General features: G+C 41.6%; 17 protein-coding genes. 6 read left to right on the forward strand and 11 right to left on the reverse strand.

What is annotated here, in order from left to right:
* The first annotated feature begins 1 nt into the window (after position 1).
* Positions 2–931: an RluA family pseudouridine synthase gene (locus BMZ78_RS04160; RefSeq protein ID WP_093228212.1), complete on the forward strand. Its 930-nt coding sequence runs from the start codon at positions 2–4 to the stop codon at positions 929–931.
* Between the two features lie 23 nt (positions 932–954).
* On the opposite strand, the gene BMZ78_RS04165 is transcribed toward BMZ78_RS04160, so the two are convergent.
* A complete protein-coding gene (locus tag BMZ78_RS04165; RefSeq protein WP_093228213.1) occupies positions 955–1,257 on the reverse strand; it encodes a YunC family protein in 303 nt (100 codons plus the stop codon).
* A gap of 56 nt (positions 1,258–1,313) precedes the next feature.
* Positions 1,314–1,559 carry a DUF6154 family protein gene (locus BMZ78_RS04170; protein ID WP_093228215.1) on the reverse strand — a complete coding sequence of 82 codons (246 nt, stop codon included), beginning with the start codon at positions 1,557–1,559 and terminating at the stop codon, positions 1,314–1,316.
* A 262-nt stretch (positions 1,560–1,821) separates the two neighbouring features.
* On the opposite strand from BMZ78_RS04170, the gene BMZ78_RS04175 reads away from it, so the two are divergent.
* Positions 1,822–2,292 (forward strand): QueT transporter family protein, encoded by a 471-nt coding sequence (locus BMZ78_RS04175; protein ID WP_093228216.1) that lies wholly within the window; start codon positions 1,822–1,824, stop codon positions 2,290–2,292.
* On the opposite strand, the gene BMZ78_RS04180 is transcribed toward BMZ78_RS04175, so the two are convergent.
* The 3 genes from BMZ78_RS04180 to BMZ78_RS04190 are packed head-to-tail and all read right to left on the reverse strand — an operon-like array spanning position 2,293 to position 5,452.
* Positions 2,293–3,729, reverse strand: coding sequence for a bifunctional metallophosphatase/5'-nucleotidase (locus BMZ78_RS04180; protein ID WP_093228218.1), 1,437 nt, complete (start codon positions 3,727–3,729; stop codon positions 2,293–2,295).
* Between the two features lie 15 nt (positions 3,730–3,744).
* On the reverse strand, positions 3,745–4,572 hold the full coding sequence (locus BMZ78_RS04185) for a sulfite exporter TauE/SafE family protein (RefSeq protein ID WP_093228219.1): 828 nt from the start codon (positions 4,570–4,572) through the stop codon (positions 3,745–3,747).
* A 28-nt stretch (positions 4,573–4,600) separates the two neighbouring features.
* Positions 4,601–5,452 carry a DUF72 domain-containing protein gene (locus BMZ78_RS04190; RefSeq protein WP_093228221.1) on the reverse strand — a complete coding sequence of 284 codons (852 nt, stop codon included), beginning with the start codon at positions 5,450–5,452 and terminating at the stop codon, positions 4,601–4,603.
* 167 nt (positions 5,453–5,619) lie between these two features.
* Here BMZ78_RS04190 and BMZ78_RS04195 point away from each other — a divergent pair, with 167 nt between their 5' ends.
* On the forward strand, positions 5,620–6,027 hold the full coding sequence (locus tag BMZ78_RS04195; protein WP_093228222.1) for a M67 family metallopeptidase: 408 nt from the start codon (positions 5,620–5,622) through the stop codon (positions 6,025–6,027).
* Between the two features lie 33 nt (positions 6,028–6,060).
* Positions 6,061–7,524 carry a nicotinate phosphoribosyltransferase gene (locus tag BMZ78_RS04200; RefSeq protein WP_093228224.1) on the forward strand — a complete coding sequence of 488 codons (1,464 nt, stop codon included), beginning with the start codon at positions 6,061–6,063 and terminating at the stop codon, positions 7,522–7,524.
* A gap of 345 nt (positions 7,525–7,869) precedes the next feature.
* Here BMZ78_RS04200 and aceA read toward each other — a convergent pair whose 3' ends face one another.
* Together aceA and aceB are read right to left on the reverse strand one after the other, a co-directional pair.
* Complete coding sequence (aceA, locus tag BMZ78_RS04205) at positions 7,870–9,156, reverse strand: isocitrate lyase (protein ID WP_093228225.1); 1,287 nt, start codon at positions 9,154–9,156, stop codon at positions 7,870–7,872.
* Positions 9,157–9,173: 17 nt separating this feature from the next.
* Positions 9,174–10,790 (reverse strand): malate synthase A, encoded by a 1,617-nt coding sequence (gene aceB, locus BMZ78_RS04210; protein WP_093228227.1) that lies wholly within the window; start codon positions 10,788–10,790, stop codon positions 9,174–9,176.
* 468 nt (positions 10,791–11,258) lie between these two features.
* Between aceB and BMZ78_RS04215 the strand changes: the two genes are divergently transcribed.
* The gene (locus BMZ78_RS04215) at positions 11,259–11,816 is read left to right on the forward strand and encodes a GNAT family N-acetyltransferase (protein WP_093228228.1); all 558 of its coding nucleotides are present in this window, start codon (positions 11,259–11,261) and stop codon (positions 11,814–11,816) included.
* 190 nt (positions 11,817–12,006) lie between these two features.
* On the opposite strand, the gene BMZ78_RS04220 is transcribed toward BMZ78_RS04215, so the two are convergent.
* The 4 genes from BMZ78_RS04220 to BMZ78_RS04235 form a co-directional block, all read right to left on the reverse strand.
* Complete coding sequence (locus BMZ78_RS04220; RefSeq protein WP_093228230.1) at positions 12,007–12,423, reverse strand: MAG6450 family protein; 417 nt, start codon at positions 12,421–12,423, stop codon at positions 12,007–12,009.
* Positions 12,407–12,877 carry a Panacea domain-containing protein gene (locus BMZ78_RS04225; protein WP_093228231.1) on the reverse strand — a complete coding sequence of 157 codons (471 nt, stop codon included), beginning with the start codon at positions 12,875–12,877 and terminating at the stop codon, positions 12,407–12,409. Before BMZ78_RS04225 ends, BMZ78_RS04220 begins: the two co-directional genes overlap by 17 nt.
* A 564-nt stretch (positions 12,878–13,441) precedes the next feature.
* Complete coding sequence (locus BMZ78_RS04230) at positions 13,442–14,536, reverse strand: AI-2E family transporter (RefSeq protein ID WP_093228233.1); 1,095 nt, start codon at positions 14,534–14,536, stop codon at positions 13,442–13,444.
* 133 nt (positions 14,537–14,669) lie between these two features.
* Complete coding sequence (locus tag BMZ78_RS04235) at positions 14,670–15,479, reverse strand: YihY/virulence factor BrkB family protein (RefSeq protein WP_093228234.1); 810 nt, start codon at positions 15,477–15,479, stop codon at positions 14,670–14,672.
* A 193-nt stretch (positions 15,480–15,672) separates the two neighbouring features.
* On the opposite strand from BMZ78_RS04235, the gene BMZ78_RS04240 reads away from it, so the two are divergent.
* A complete protein-coding gene (locus BMZ78_RS04240; protein WP_093228236.1) occupies positions 15,673–17,010 on the forward strand; it encodes a helix-turn-helix domain-containing protein in 1,338 nt (445 codons plus the stop codon).
* Positions 17,011–17,155 lie beyond the last annotated feature (145 nt).

A 17,155-nucleotide genomic window follows, 5' to 3' on the forward strand; every position in this document is an offset into this window, starting at 1 on the left:
TATGAACCACCAAGGACAACCCAGCAAATGGATTTCTTTTCGTGTCACCAAAGAATGGGAAGGGCAAACAGTTGAAACGATTTTAAAACAACCTCTCCAAATCTCGAATCGGATGATTAATCGTTTAACACGCATGAAAGGGATTCGTTTAAACGGACGGACACCTTGGCTAAAAAAGCAAGTGAAAAAAGGGGACCGCTTACAGGTAGCAATTCGCCCCCGTGAAAAAGCAGAGCTTCCTCCTCGGCCTGTTCCCTTACAAATTGTTTATGAAGATGCCGACTTAATGGTTGTCGACAAACCTGCTGGTGTACTCGTTCATCCTGTTCACCCTGAAGACGAGCATACACTCGCTCATGGCATCACTTTTATTTGGAAAGAGCGTGGATTTGAAGGGATTGTGCGCCCTGTTCATCGATTGGACCGTTATACATCTGGTCTGATCTTGATTGCCAAAAACGCCTATATGCACCAACTGTTAGACCGCCAACTTCGGCAAAAACAAATCGAGCGCATCTACCTGGCTTTGCTTGGAAAGCCGTTACCCAAGGAAAAAGGAACAATCCAAGAGCCCATTGGAAAGGATCCTGACCATCCGACCAAACGCATGGTATCACCGAATGGGAGTCCAGCCATTACACACTATCAAGTTATTGAACAAAACGAGCACGGATCATTGATTACTGTCCGCCTGGAAACAGGACGTACCCATCAAATTCGCGTTCACTTCGCTCACTTGGGATTTCCATTAATCGGTGATCCGCTATATGGAGGAGATTGTACACTCATAAGCCGCCAAGCGCTGCATTCTGCCAAGCTATCCTTTACCCATCCACTCACCGGAAAAATCCATACTTTCACTTCACCCTTACCTGAAGACATGAATCGGGTATTATCCCATCTCAAGATAAAACAACCTTCGCTGGACTAAAATCCCAGTGAAGGTTGTTTTTGTTACATCATTTTTTGTAATGCCTCTTTTCCTGTCATGCCTTTGGTAATCCCCAACGTTTCAGCTTCATGCGTCACTGATTCGAGTGGAGCTGCCAGTAATTCCTCCAGGCTCCGCACCCCTACCGCCCGTCCGGCAATAATCCGTCGATCAGCTAAACGTTCATTAAGTAAAGCGACATCTAAAGCACCACACATAATATATCCTTTATCTGTCGCAATCGCCAGCAAATTGGTTTTGGGTAACTGAACTTCAACACCAAGTACCTGCTGACCGTTTATTTCCATCGGCTTCACTTGAATCAAATCAGATCTCTCCTCTCTCGCCTATATATACACTCTATGCAGGAGAGGAACAAAAGTTAATGGATAATGGATGACTTGCGAGGCGGGAGCTTTCCATCCTGAATCATTTTCATCTTTAACATCTCTACAAGATAAACGCCCATCATTTGTACTACCTCATCATCGCTCATCTCTTCAATCAGTTTCATAATATGCTCACGGGACTGATCTTCTAAAATACTTAAAACAATCGCTACTGCATCTTCTTCATCATCTGTCAACTGATCACGATATAAAGAGTACACTTGGTCCAAAAATCTCATGATGTTCCTCCTATTCCAAGCAGTCATTGTTCTTCCTGATAAAAAGTTTGTCCACTTTCAAACCCCTATGGGTCATTGAGTATGTTCTTACATTCCACTTAGGCATTCGTTCCTTTCTCTTCCCAAGGAACCGATCGATCGTATTTTTGTGGAACAAACGGAACTGAATCGATTTGAACTATGTACATTCCTGTCCATAAACACTATTATGAATCAAGTAAAGGTCTCCATAACATACTGAATACAAAGGGAGGAATCATCGATGACCGCAAGAAAAATAGCAATCATCTCCCTCATCGCAGCTGCTTATGTGGTTTTAACCTATACTTTTGCTCCATTATCCTACGATTATATCCAATTTCGCATCTCAGAAATTTTAACTGTACTTCCATTTATTACCCGTCTGGCTATCCCTGGGCTGTTGGTCGGAACGATCATCGCCAATTTGTCCAGTCCATTTGGCATATACGACATTGTTTTTGGAAGTTTGGCCACTCTCATTGCCGCATGGCTTACTTCCAAAATGCCACATCGTCTTTTGGCACCTTTACCACCTGTCCTAGTCAATGCCGTCATTATCGGAAGTGTTCTTGGCACCATTGGAAACATCGGCGTATCGATCCCGTGGGCGATGCTGTATGTTGGTCTGGGGCAATTTGGCGTGTGTTATCTCTTGGGAATTCCTTTCTTATATATGTTGGAACGGATCCAGCATCTTATTCCCAAAAAATAATTAAACTTCAATCCATCTTTTCTTCTGACATTCCTCTATGGCATGAGGTTGCCGCAATTGTGCCACGATCAAGTCACGCAAAAACTCTGGAAGGTAATATTTGAGCAGTTTGCCCTTTTTCAGCGCCAAATACCCTGAACCAAAAGTAAACATATCGATCGTGGCAACTTGCACCTCATCGTTATCAGCCAATAAATGATCACCCAATCGAATCGAACAAATCCGTTGGTATGCTGGACGTGCAGGATCATACATGACCGTTAAGCCTGACACACACATCGACCCCAACACTTTTCCCCGAAAACCCAACCCACGAATTTGTCTTTCTCTAAATTCATCCAACAGTGATTCTTCGAGTGTTTGTCGAATCTCTTTCCCCGTGATCTGAAGTAGCACCGGATTAATCGGATGTGGACATAGAGCATGTACTTGCCCTTTCGTTATCTTGCCCGCTGGAAGATGATCCAAAAGCTGTCCGCTGTTTACCAAAGCAGCCTCTGCTCCTACCCAACTACGCAAGCTATCAGCCAGTAAATTTCCAAAGGGTGACTCCCCCTGCCAGTCGATCTGCAGCGGCTTCTCCATATAGGCAATCGGTTCAGCCAGTTTCGTTTTGGCTTGCTCTCGATACTCAGACAGTAAGTGAGTGATTTCGTTCGCTTTTTTTTCATGTGCAACAGACAAACAACATCCTGTCACCTTTTGCAGTTTGCTTTGCTCTACATCCCATTCCAGTATGACTTTTCCTACATATTCACCAAATTTTCCGGCAGCGACAATCCAGGTTGTTCCCACTTGCTCTGCTTCTTCCAACAAATGATGGGTATGAGCTCCAATAATCAAATCAATTCCAGGGATCACTTCCGCCATTTCCCGATCTCGTTGATATCCCAAGTGAGACAAAACAATGAATACATCAACAGATGATCGTAACTTTTGAACCACTTGCTGTAAACAATGCAAAGGATCTTGCACTTTCCAACCCATCAGCTCATACACGGACGGGTAAGGGACTGTTACTGCCGTTACACCAACCCGAAGGCCATTTACCATAAATACTTTCCATGGTTTTAACCAATCCGGCTGTTGATCGGTCTCTTGATCCACTACATTACTGCTAATAACAATAAAAGAAGCATCTTTGTAAGTCAGGCGCAATTCTTCTTTTGAAAAAGTCAGTAGCTCATTGTTCCCAAGCGTAATCGCATCATATTGGGTGGCTTCCAAAATCGCTCCATTGACGAGTCCATCCGTTCCTTCTGTTTCCATACGGGCCCGATCCATGTGATCACCGATATCAACTAACAGTCCTTCTACTCCCTGGTTGGACCATTCTTGCCGCAAGCGCTGAACCAATGAATAAATTTGAGGTGTTTGATCCAGATGACTGTGCAAATCATTGGTATGCAGGATATACAAGCGTTTAACCTGACCCACAGTGACCCTCCTGACTCATGCTAAATGCGAACCTTTCATTATCATACGAATGGCTACCAAAACCAATGCCAGACGCAAGGCGATTAACAAACCTCGACCACTTAATTTGGATGAAATCCAGGCACCTGCTTTCCCGCCCATCCATGCACCAGGAGCCAATAGTAATGCAGACAGCCAGTGGATGTTTCCCTGGATGATATTGGTGACAGTTCCGAGACTCGAAGACAGCAAAATGATAAACATGGATGTTGCCGTAGCTACATGGGGTGGAAAACAGAAAAGCATGATCATGATGGGAACTAAAAGTGATCCACCACCAATACCAAACAATCCGGAAATGATTCCAACGAAAAAGGAGAGAATAACGACAGTCAGGCGATGGTAACCATACTCATATTTGTTTCCTGAACCATCTTCAAACGTGCGAAAGACATCCCATCGCACTTTCTTTTGTGGTAAGCGGTCTTTTAAAGAGATAAGAATCGAAATAAAAATCATAAACAGTCCAAAAGCAATAAAAAAGTAATCAGATTGAAAATAACGGGTCAAATAAGCGCCTACCATCGCTCCAGGTCCTGAACCGATAAAAAATAACCATCCACTTTGAAAGTCCACTCTTTTCTGCTTGGCAAAAAAGAGTGTGGATGATAGGGAAGTAAGAATCACCAAAAGCAGTGAAGTACCTACGGCAACGGCCGGAGTAATATTGGAAAATTCAGGATAAAGCTGTGCAATGACAAGCAATGAGGGAACAATCACAATTCCTCCACCGAGTCCCACAAGACTTCCAACCGTCCCGGCAATAAAACCGACTAGTACCAACAATAACCAAATCCATGACATGGCGATCTTCCTATTCTTTTTCGATTCACTATAATATCTCCAACTGCCTTGGAGCCAAGCCCTCAAAATTCAGGCCCAGTTTTCGAATCATCATTTTGGCACTATCTACAGCATCTCCCTGTGAGTTGTTGTTAAACAAGAGAATGATCTGATTGGCTTTCTTTTGCAACTCTCGAATTCGCGGAACCCACTCATCGAGTTCCTCTTCAGAATACCGATAAGCATACCTGACATCTCGCCAATCCGGACGACCTGTATTGTTCCAGCCATCTACGTTTCGACCATGAAAACGCACGAGTACAGTATCTGGATGGGTCACTGCTGGCACGATCGGAACAGAACCTTGTCCAGCTTGTGGTTCATCGCAAACAACATGAATCAATTGCTCTTGTTCCAGGAAGTGGAGCGTTTTTTCCTGGTAGTGAGGGGTAAACCAGCTCTGATTACGAAATTCGATCGCAACCGGAAAGTCACGAAATGCCTCACGAACCTTGCGGATGTATCTTACATGCCGAGCCGAACAGTCATACCAGGGAGGAAACTGAAACAAAACCATAGACAATTTGCCGCTTCGCTTCATCGGTTGAAGTGAAGTTTTCATATCATGAACGATTTCTTGCCATGAGCGAACCGGTGCCCGTTCCAATCGCCCATGTCCAGTCAACTCCCGATATGCTTTTACGACAAACCGAAATGAATCAGGAGTTTCATGAACCCAACGCTCCATACGCTCAGGAGGAGCAATCGCATGATAGGTGCTGTCAAGTTCTACAACAGGAAAATGTCCTGCATAGATTGCGAGCTTATCCCTAGAAGGTGTACCTGGCGGATATAAATCATGGTCTCCCCAGCCGCACACACCTACAAGGATTCGATTCATTCACCATCCGCCTCTCCTACAAAGCTGCTTCTATATTATTTTAGCATATTTTATGGAAGGGATTGGTCATCATCGGAAGAAAACTTCGTAGACTTTTTTACAACAAGAGTTATAAAATAGAAATTGTCTAAGATTAACGGGTTAAACCTGGTAAGGTGGACCAAATTATGCCCTTATCCTATTTTTCCATTGACTCGCATGTCATCAAAGACATTGAGAACTATTGCCATAGCCAACTTCCTTTTCAAGGTTACGGCATATTGGCTGGACAGGCTCAACGGATCACCCATTTTTTCCCGATCACCAATACGAACGCTTGTCCGTGTTCTTTTGAATTTGATCCACGTGCTTATCTTGAAATAATCAAAAAGCTCCGTGACCACCGACTCGATTGGATAGGCATTGTTCATTCCCATCCGCTCACGGAAGCCTATCCTTCAATCCGTGACCTGAATCAGTGGTGTTATCAAGAGAAAAGTTGCTGGATTCTTTCTTTCAAAGAAAAAGAATTGAAACTTTGTGCCTATTATATACAATCCGGCCAAGTGACCCCGATCATATATGAAATTCTATAGGAATCGGTTAAAAAACGAACAAGAGGTGTCAATATGCAACCACCTGTTTCTGCTTTACATACAGATAAATATCAAATCACGATGATGTATGCCCACTGGAAAAATGGAAGTCATCTCAAACGTCGGGCATTTGACTTATATTTTCGTTCTCTTCCTTTTGGAAATGGTTATGCCGTATTCGCAGGATTGGAGCGAGCGATTCAGTATCTGGAGAATTTACGCTTTACCGAAGAAGATATCGAGTATATCCAGTCGCTTGACGAAGGTTATGAACCCGAATTTTTAGATTTATTACGTTCTTTTCGCTTTACGGGCGATGTATGGGCCATGCCAGAGGGGAGTATTGTCTTTCCAGAAGAGCCGCTTTTACATATTCAAGGAAATATCATGGAATTACACCTGATCGAGACGGCCCTGTTAAACTTCATCGGCTATCAAACCCTAGTGGCGACCAAAGCTGCACGTGTTCGTCATGTTGTGGGAGATGATCTTCTTTTGGAGTTTGGATCACGAAGAGCACAGGAAAAAGATGCAGCCGTTTGGGGTGCTCGTGCAGCGTACATCGGTGGATTTAATGCTACATCCAATATGTTGGCAGGCAAATTATTCGGGATTCCGATCAGTGGGACACATGCTCATGCCTGGGTACAAGACTTTGAGCATGAAGTGGATGCTTTTCGCGCCTATGCCTCAGCATTCCCAGATCAAACGGTTTTACTTGTCGATACGTATGACACCCTGCGCAGCGGCATTCCCCATGCCATCCAAGTAGGCCTGGAGATGAAAAGGCAAGGGAAAACATTGGCTGGAATCCGATTGGACAGCGGCGATCTCGCTTATTTATCCAAGCAGGCACGGCAGATGCTGGATCATGCGGGACTCACTGACACCAAAATTGTCGCCTCCAGTGACTTGGATGAACATACCATCTTGCATTTAAAAACACAAGGAGCCAAAATCGACGCTTGGGGCGTTGGAACCAAGCTGATCACAGCTTACGATCATCCAGCTTTAGGTGCTGTCTATAAAATGGTTGCCCGTTATGAAGAGAATCAATGGGTTCCAACACTAAAAATATCATCCAATCCAGCCAAAATCACCACTCCCGGCCTTAAAGCGGTCTACCGGATCATTGACAAGAAAACAGGAAAAGCACGTGCAGATTTAATTACTTTGGCTAATGAAAAGATTAATCCCAAGAAGCCACTCCTCCTCTTTCATCCAGAACAAACCTTTAAAAAGAAGAAAGTGAAGAATTTCACAGTTATACCTTTGCTACAGCCCATTTTTGTTGGAGGTCAAAGAGTTTACTCACTTCCTACATTGCAAGAGATTAAAGCTTACCATCAATCACAGCTTTCTTTATTCTGGGAAGAATACTTACGCATTCTCAATCCAGAAGAATATCCTGTCGACTTATCCCAAAAACTTTGGGATCAAAAACAAAACCTGATCAAAGAAATTTATGCAAAGATTAAACAGGAAATGGAAGAATAATGACCTTGTAGAAATACACTTATAAGAGATTTCCTATCACTTTCTACCCAACTTCCTCTATAAAAAGATAGAGGTAAAACATATGGGGCTATATCCTAATAATAATATAGATACATTTCTTCCCGCTTCGGGATGGGTTCCTTCCTCCGTGACGATTTCTGTACCATCACAGTCACTCCATCAGGAACCCATCCCTTCGCTTTTGAACATTCAGTCATTTGTTTCGTCTGGCACTTTTCATTTGAGAAGCCAAAAAAAGCGGTTACTGAGCCAATGTCAGTAACCAAAGATGGGGTGTTTTATTTCAACCGCCACACATTGAATCAACCGCTCACTTGTCCAACATTAAGCCGTCGTAAACTGTTCCGCTTCCGTCGAACCAGCCAAGGCTGTTGTAGATGATTTACCTCCAGAAATCACCATCGATACTTCATCGAAATAACCAGTACCTACTTCACGTTGATGACGAGTAGCTGTATAGCCATTCACTTCTTCGGCAAATTCAGCTTGCTGCAGTTCAGAGTATGCTGTCATGCCCGTTTCATTATATTTTTTCGCCAACTTGAACATGCTGTAGTTGAGCGTATGGAAACCAGCCAAGGTGATGAACTGGAACTTATATCCCATTTTGCCCAACTCATCCTGGAACTTCGCAATCGTTTCATCATCCAGCTTCTTCTTCCAGTTGAAGGATGGGGAGCAGTTATAGGCAAGTAATTTACCCGGGAATTTCTCATGGATTGCCTCAGCAAAACGACGTGCTTCCTCCAAGTTGGGTTCTGAGGTCTCACACCAGATGAGGTCTGCATATGGAGCATAAGCCAGACCTCTGGCAATGGCTTGATCCAAACCGCTTCTTACGCGGAAGAAACCTTCTGGTGTACGCTCTCCGGTCAGGAATTGATGATCCGCAGGATCAATATCGCTTGTTAACAATTCAGCTGCATTGGCATCTGTGCGTGCAATTAAAATCGTTGGTACCCCCATCACATCTGCTGCTAACCGTGCAGCCACCAAGTTACGAACCGCATTTGATGTCGGGATCAAGACTTTTCCTCCAAGATGTCCGCATTTCTTTTCGGAAGCAAGCTGATCTTCAAAGTGAACCCCAGCTGCTCCTGCTTCAATCATTGCTTTCATCAATTCGAATACATTGAGAGGGCCACCAAAACCGGCTTCTGCATCAGCCACAATCGGCGCAAACCAGTAGCGTTCACTTTTTCCTTCGGCATGCTCAATTTGATCAGCCCGTTGAAGTGCCTGGTTAATTCGCTTCACAACATGCGGCACGCTATTGGCTGGATACAAGCTTTGGTCTGGATACATATGTCCTGCCAGGTTAGCATCTGCCGCTACTTGCCAACCACTCAGGTAAATGGCCTTCAATCCTGCTTTCACTTGTTGAACCGCCTGGTTACCTGTGAGCGCACCTAAAGCTCTTACAAAGGGCTCTGTATGGAGCAAGTCCCACAAGCGCTCTGCACCTTTTTGGGCCAATGTATACTCAATTTTGATGGAACCTCTCAAGCGGATTACATCTTCAGCCGAATAGGGACGGGTAATTCCTTTCCAACGCGGATTTTCTTTCCAATCCTTTTCAAGCGCCAACACTTCTTCTTTAAATTGAGTCATTTCTGATCTCCCTTTCCTTAAGATTCAAATTGGATTAAATGTCGATAACCTGAAATCGTCAAAAACTCTTCAAACTCATCACTCAAAGTCAAATTGATAAAGAGCTGTTTGGCTTGCTCATATTTACCTTCCTGAAATTGCTGTTCACCCACATGCAGACGGATCACTTTCATTTCTTCTTTTAACAGTTGCATAAACAGTTCGCGTGTCACTTTCCGTCCGTCATTTAAAATGCCTTTCGGATGACGGATCCACTGCCATACTTGAGCACGTGAAATTTCCGCTGTAGCTGCATCTTCCATCAAGTTATTGATGGCAACGGCTCCATATCCCCGTAACCATGCTTCGATATATTGGATGCCGACACGGATATTTGTGCGCAAACCGGCTTCGGTAATCTCTCCTTCTGGTACTTGCAACAAATCAGCTTGAGTAACTTGTACATCATCCCGTTTTTTATCAATTTGGTTAGGCGTAGGCATAATCCGGTCAAATACTTCCATCGCTACAGGTACAAGACCTGGATGCGCTACCCATGTTCCATCATGTCCATCCATCGCTTCCCGCTCTTTATCTGTACGCACTTTGACCAACGCTTCTTCATTCGCTTCTGGATTGTTCTTCACAGGAATTTGAGCAGCCATCCCGCCAATACAAGGAGCATTGCGTTTATGACACGTTTTGATCGCCAAGAGTGTATATGCTCGCATAAATGGTACCGTCATTGTTACTTGGGCCCGATCTGGCAAAATAAACTCCTTATGATTTCGCAATTTTTTCAAGTAGCTGAAAATATAGTCCCAACGACCACAATTTAAACCAGCGGAATGCTCACGAAGTTCGTATAAAATCTCATCCATTTCAAATGCCGCCAAAATGGTTTCAATCAACACAGTTGCTTTAATGGTTCCCCGTGGAATGCCCAGCTCTTCTTGTGCAAATACAAACACATCATTCCATAGTCTTGCTTCCAGATGACTTTCGATTTTGGGTAGGTAAAAATAGGGTCCTGTTCCCATTTCGATTAATTTGTGTGCATTGTGAAAGAAGTAAAGTCCAAAATCAAATAGTCCACCTGGTACTGGTTTCTTATCTACCAACACATGCTTTTCATCCAAATGCCAACCCCGTGGCCGTACAATTAACGTGGCTACTTGATCTTTTAAGCGATATTTCTTTCCATTTGGATTGACATATTCAATCGTCCGGCGAATCGCATCGCGAAGATTGATTTGACCTTGTATCGTATTCTCCCAAGTGGGCGAGTTGGCATCTTCAAAGTCAGCCATAAACATTTTTGCCCCAGAGTTTAAAGCATTGATGACCATTTTTCTGTCACTGGCCGGTCCTGTGATCTCTACCCGACGATCTTGGAGATCGGCCGGTAGAGGAGCAATGGTCCAATCTCCTTCACGAATCTCTTTGGTTTCAGGTAGAAAATCTGGTAACTTTCCTGCATCGATCTCTTTTTGTCGCTTCTTCCTGTTATACAACAATCGATCTCGCGTGGCAGTAAATTTTTTCGCCAACTTGGCAACAAAAGCCAGTGCTTCCGGAGTCAGAATTTCATCAAAAGCAGGTGTTCTCTTACCCAAAATCTTTATTCCTGCATTTTTCTCTTCTATCTCTGGCATATCTCAACCGCCTCTCACCACTATTATATAACAGTTATCTCTTTTGATTACTATATTAACACAGTATCTGTTATATAACAATACTTTTTTCTAAAAATAGAATATAGGTCGATATCAAAGAAAATTGTCCGTAATCACACTTATTCTCCTGATATCTCGTGATGATGCATCATCGTACATAAAAAGAAATAATATTCTTGATTTTTAAGAAGGAATCAGCGGTGTCGTGATCCAGAGCAATAAAACGAAAACAGAGTGCTTTGACTTGCTTCTAAACGGAAGTTCGCCATAATTATTCGACTTTTGTGTTATTTTGCACAATACAAGGACTTTGTGAACAAGCTCGACTTTAAAAACATGGGTAAACTTGGATGATGAATCAATAGTAATTTAATAGAATCTTTATTGATTTCTTCATTTCTTTTCAGTAAAAATATACTGTTAGCACATCACAAAAGGATGATCTGCATGCTGATATTACGTGATACCCACGAAACCGATTTGCAAGCAATTATTGATATCTATAATCATGCTGTCATTCATACCACAGCTACATTTGATCTTGAACCTCAAACGCTCGAGCAACGAAAACAATGGTTCGTGAAAAATGAGGGACGCTATCCATTTATTGTTGCTGAACTGGAAGGAAAAGTAGTTGGCTTTTCAAGCTTATCCCAATTTCGAAGCAAGCCCGCTTACAACTCGACAGCTGAGCTTTCTATTTATGTAGATCCTGAATGCAAAGGACAAGGCATTGGTAAACAATTAATGCAAGAAATCATCGAAAGAGCCAAACAGAAAAAGTTTCATGCGATTGTCTCCAGCATCGCCGATGGAAATGTAGTCAGCATGAAATTGCATGAAAAATTTGGATTTCAACGAGTTGGTTCATTCAGGGAAATCGGTTTTAAATTTGATCGCTGGATTGATGTACATTTTTATCAACTTATTCTTGGAATACATGACAAAACCAACCGTAATAACAAAACCGGGAATGACCAAAAATCTCTGGAAGCTATTTCATAACCAATAAATGTAAAATTCACAAACAAACTTATGAGACGAAAATAACATGGATTTACTATCTATATCACTCACAAAATAAAGGAGTCGATCTTTGAGCGGCTCCTTTATTTGAGACACCTCTGGCACCTGCCTCAGTCAATAAAAAGGAGCTGAGATTCAAAAATAATCCCAACTCGGCTTAGATCCGGATTCAGCTCATATTATGTACTTTATGATTTCTGTCAAACCAAACGATATAAAATACTTGACCTATTCTGTAACCAAAAATGACAAATTTAGGTGATGGTTTGAGGTGAATAATTTTTGCATCAGGAGGAATATCCTTTGGTAAGTTTTTAATTTCTGATTGATCATATGTTTCCCATCGGAAACTTCTGTATTGTTTAACATCAATCCAGCTCATACTCCCCATTTTCTTAAAAAATGACATTAATTCTTTCAGCTCTTTATGTTCCAAATCCCATAAGCAATGCCGATTTTCATCGCAACTTGTAAACGAGAAAACGGGGTACTCTCCATCTGTACCCCCTTTTACCTCAGGAATATTAATCACATGGCCACGGATTTTATCTTTTTTCTTTTTACCTAGCTTAATTCGCTTCCCCATTGTCCATCAAGCTCCTGTAATACCGTTTCATCGTTTCTTCACTAATTGGCCTGGTACAGTGAACATTAGGCGGATAACCTTTCCTCGCTTCCAACCATGGTTCTTCTACATGAGTTAAATTTTCCAAATATTTTGCCGTATATTTCCCATAAACATCCCAAACCTCATCCAGAAAACTTCTCTCTTCTTCTGTCAGCACATTTGGGTCAAAATCTTTTGGTGGATCAATGGGGTGGTATTTGTAGTCTCGATATTGATCCCAAAGATGTGGACTTACAGGTCCATGAACCCACGCTTGAAATTCAGTGTCGCACAGTGGGACTCCTTCGATTGCCAAATGCCAAGCCTGAGCATAATAACATAATTTTTGCAGTTTGAGGTGAGTGATTTCATCACCTGCATCACGATCCACTTTAACCAAGAAATACTTCGCAACGTCTAAAATATTGGCCATCGCCAATGACCTCCCTTAGCCTTCAAGGTTAGAATATTCCCGGAAGCTATTTGTTGTCAATCAGACAAATACACTGTTTTAACGACATAATTAAACGAATATGCGTTCGCTTATGATTTTGCATATTGTTTCTCTGTAAAACAAAAAATATACCGAGCAGGTGAAACAATTCTACCCGGCTTCCTATACTTAACGGCTAATCTTGGTCAACGCCTATTTGGACGCATTTCAGAGTGCCAGTGCTGACGCTGAAATGATTAGCCCGTATCACATTGGAGGTGATAGGGGCTTTTTATTGATTTCTGCATTTTTGTAAAAAGTCATATTTTTTAAATTCGACTCATCGGTAAAAAGCCAGATCCATCTTTTAGCCATACTAGATATTCATTTTTCTATAAAAAAATTGAAGAAAAACAGAATATATCCACATTTAATCTCCAAAATATGATATATTATAAATATAACCTATTTAATATAACAATTGATATAATTATCAGAATAAACATACGGACAATAGATCCAATAGCCCCAACCTTTGTGGCCAGGGCTTGTCTCCAATTCTTATCAATCAAAGAAAAGCGTTCCTCTATTTTGTTGTACCTTTCGCAACTGGATCAACCGATAGACATGGCTAACAACCACTTTTACGACTGCATATGTCGGAACCGCCAATAACAATCCAAGAAATCCTCCTAGTCCGCCAGCAACAAGCAATATCAATATAATCGTGAGCGGATGAATATTTAATGTTCTTCCCATTACAAGAGGGGATACAACATTCCCTTCCAATTGCTGGGCAATTACAGCAACAATCAGTACTTTGATCACCATCATCGGACTGTGAATCCATGCAACCATCAATGCAGGTATGGTCCCAATCAATGGTCCCACAAAGGGAATGACGTTGGTGAATACAGCCCCTAGTGCCAAAATCAGCGCATAATCCAAATCAATGATCAAATAGCCAATGTACACAACCAATCCTACAAATAAACTGACCAATACCTGACCTTTAATATACGAACTTAATGCCAAATCCATATCCCGTAGAATTTTCATTCCATGCTCCCGTTCCTGGGCTGGGAGAATACGAAGAAAATACTTGGGCGCTTTTTCTCCTTCTTTCAACATGTAGTACAAAATAAAAGGAACGGTTACAAAAACCACAATGATATTCATAATAATCCCAATAAACTGGGCAATGTTTCTTCCAATGTCAGTAATGCTATTTTTTAAATAATTGACCGCCTGGGAAGAAATATCATTCCATTGTATGTACGGGCTAATCCAGGGATGCTTCTGCAATTCAATCAAACGTTTTTGCACCTTGTTCATGATCGCTGGGAAATTATCCACCAGATTTTTAAACTGATCGCTTAAAATGGGTCCCAATAAAAAACCAAGCATCACAAATAAACTGATAAAGGCAACATAAATCAGCAAAATCGACAGAACTCTAGGGACTCCCCATGATTCCAACAGCTCCACAATGGGTCGAAACAAGTAATAGAGGATCCCGGAAAGCAAGAAAGGAAAAAACAGCGTTTGTACCAATACCACAATCGGTTGAAAAATAAAACTCACTTTACTACCGAGATAAATAATCAGCAAAACAACTATCACACCGTACCCAAAAATAAACGGCTTGGATTTTGGCATTTAATCACCTCACTCCTATTGTGTTACCTTTATAGATTAACATATATACAGCTGGCAAAAATTAAAAATTTTAAAAACGAAGAATCTGTCTAAGAAGGTTTCTAAACTTTTGCTGGAGAAAACATATATCAAACTAATTTTTCCTCCATTGACATAAAATGGCATTCAATTGACCACCCACAATAACGATCAGTGCAGAAAAATAAAACCAACCAACCAAAATCATGATCCCACCCAAGTTCCCATACAATTGCGAGTAATCATTGATGGAAACATAATAGGAAAAGCCGTAAGAAATAATCTGCCAACCAACCGTAGCCAACAAAGTACCAGGTAAAGCTTGATATATGGAAACTTTAGTATTGGGTGCAAAAATATATAAACACAAAAAGACGAACCCAAGAACCAAACTGCTGAGCAACCAGCGAATCAAATTCCATATCTTAAAAAAAGTAGGTGTTAATCCCAGAATCAAAAAGAGGGCTTCACCAATGATCTTGCCAAAAATGGGGAGAATCAGCGAAATCACTAATGCAATAAATAATCCAAACATCAAGAAATATCCCAATACCATATCTGCCCAAAAAGGTCTGGTTACTTTTACCCGATATGCTCGATTCAAAGCACGAATCATCGATTGAAAAGCTAACGATGCCAAATACAACGAGGCCAAAATACTCAACCACAGTGCTTTCCCATTCTGTTGATCTAAAATATGAACCAGATTGGATCGGATCAATTCATATGTACTGGGAGGTGCATAAGGTCGAACCAATTCCAACACATGTTCACTCGAAAAAGGCAAGTAACCGAGTACACTAAAAGACAGGAATAAAAACGGAAACAATGACAGCAAAAAATAGTAAGCTAACTGTGCTGCCAGATCCATCACCCGATCCTGAATTAAACGATTCTTCCACTCCAGTAAAAAACGAATCATCATGTCTTCCTCCTTCTCATTTCTTCAAAATACTACTATTCATGTATTTCCAGCATTTCGTTTCCTAACCTCAAAATCTCAAAAAAATCTAACTATCTTTTCGAATATTTTATTTAAAAAAAGCAGTACTAGTTGTCCGAGTTTTTTTCTACAGTTTAATATATTAATATACTGAAAATAAGTAGAGGTGAAAAAAATGAAATCATTGGCTCTACATGAAATTGGCGAAGTTATTCGCAAAGTGCGCAAACAACGTGGTTTGCGGCTAGAAGACCTGGCTGATGAAAACATTTCCCCTGCAACAGTGAGCAATATCGAACGGGGCATAGCTCACGTCAGTCCAGAAAAAGTATCTTATCTTCTGGAAAAACTGGATCTTCCCAAACACAAACTCCCCGAAATGTTAGTAAAAGAGCAAGAAGATCTAAAAAAAGTCCAATTTGATTTCTTAACCATTTCAACTTTGCAACAAATCGGCCATCTGGAAGAAGCGCTGGACAAACTCGAACAACTGAATCTCGATGAAAACCATCCTTATATCGCTCACTATTACTACTACAAAGGTTCGTGTTATCTATCAAAGAAAAAATGGAAGCAAGCCGAAAGAGCTTTCTACAATGCACTGAGAAGCGCTCAACACCATTCCTCCTACAAAGAAAGCAATATCGAAGCAGCAACCTATCTTTTGCTCGGCCTTTGCCACTTCTACCAAAACCATATTGAACAAGCACTCGAGTATACCAACAATGGGATCAAAGCTTTCGTCAAAGATGGCAAGCTGCAATATATCCGTATTCGACTTTATGCCAACAAGGGAATGTTTCTCCACCGGCTAGGCCGTTATGTAGAAGGGATGCGCCTCGTTGAAGAAATCTGGGACTCCATTTCCGCTGCTGATGATATTTTCTCATTGCTCCAGCTCTATTGGCTGCGTGCCGAGTTTTCCTTCCAGTCCGGACTGATTGAAGAAGCCATTCATTACGCTTACGAAGGGATCGAGATTGCCAGAAGAAACAAAATGTACTCTGCCATGTTTTCACTTTGGACATTGCTTGGGAATATCTACACACATGAAAAGAAATGGGAGCTTGCTGAAACATCACTGATCACTGCTCTTAAGTTGGAAGAACATTTTCCAGCCTGTGATATGAACAGTATCGCTTATACCAGTCTTGCCGTTCTCTATATCCAGCTCAATCGCAAGGAAAAAGCGTATAACCATCTGCTTAAAGCGATTCAGTATGCCGAGCAGTTCCAAGATCATCAACGCTTGATCTTCAATCTCCAGCTTACCGGTGACTTGTGCCATTCGACGGGAAATACATCTGAGGCTACTCAGTTTTACCGTAAAGCGATTGAACTTACACAAAAACATGGGTATAAAGAAAAAGAATATCAATTGTGGTTCAAACTGGCACGTTGCTACGATGGACAAAACGAAGTGGAGTTTCAGAATTGTATGAGAAAGATGTTTGAACTTAAAGGAGACAATACTCCAGTCAAAGTTGATTTAACCTTAAAGTACACCTCTTGAGGGCTTCGTGACTTATACTCGGTTAGCCTATCTTTTTTTCATCCACCTCTGATATAAAAACATGTAAGGCCCAGCGGGAAACAGTAAAAAAACGCTGGGTTTTTTGTTATCCCAATTGATCTCTTTTGATTCTGATACTGATTGT

The sequence above is a fragment of the Thermoflavimicrobium dichotomicum genome (assembly GCF_900114055.1).
GTDB lineage: Bacteria > Bacillota > Bacilli > Thermoactinomycetales > Thermoactinomycetaceae > Thermoflavimicrobium > Thermoflavimicrobium dichotomicum.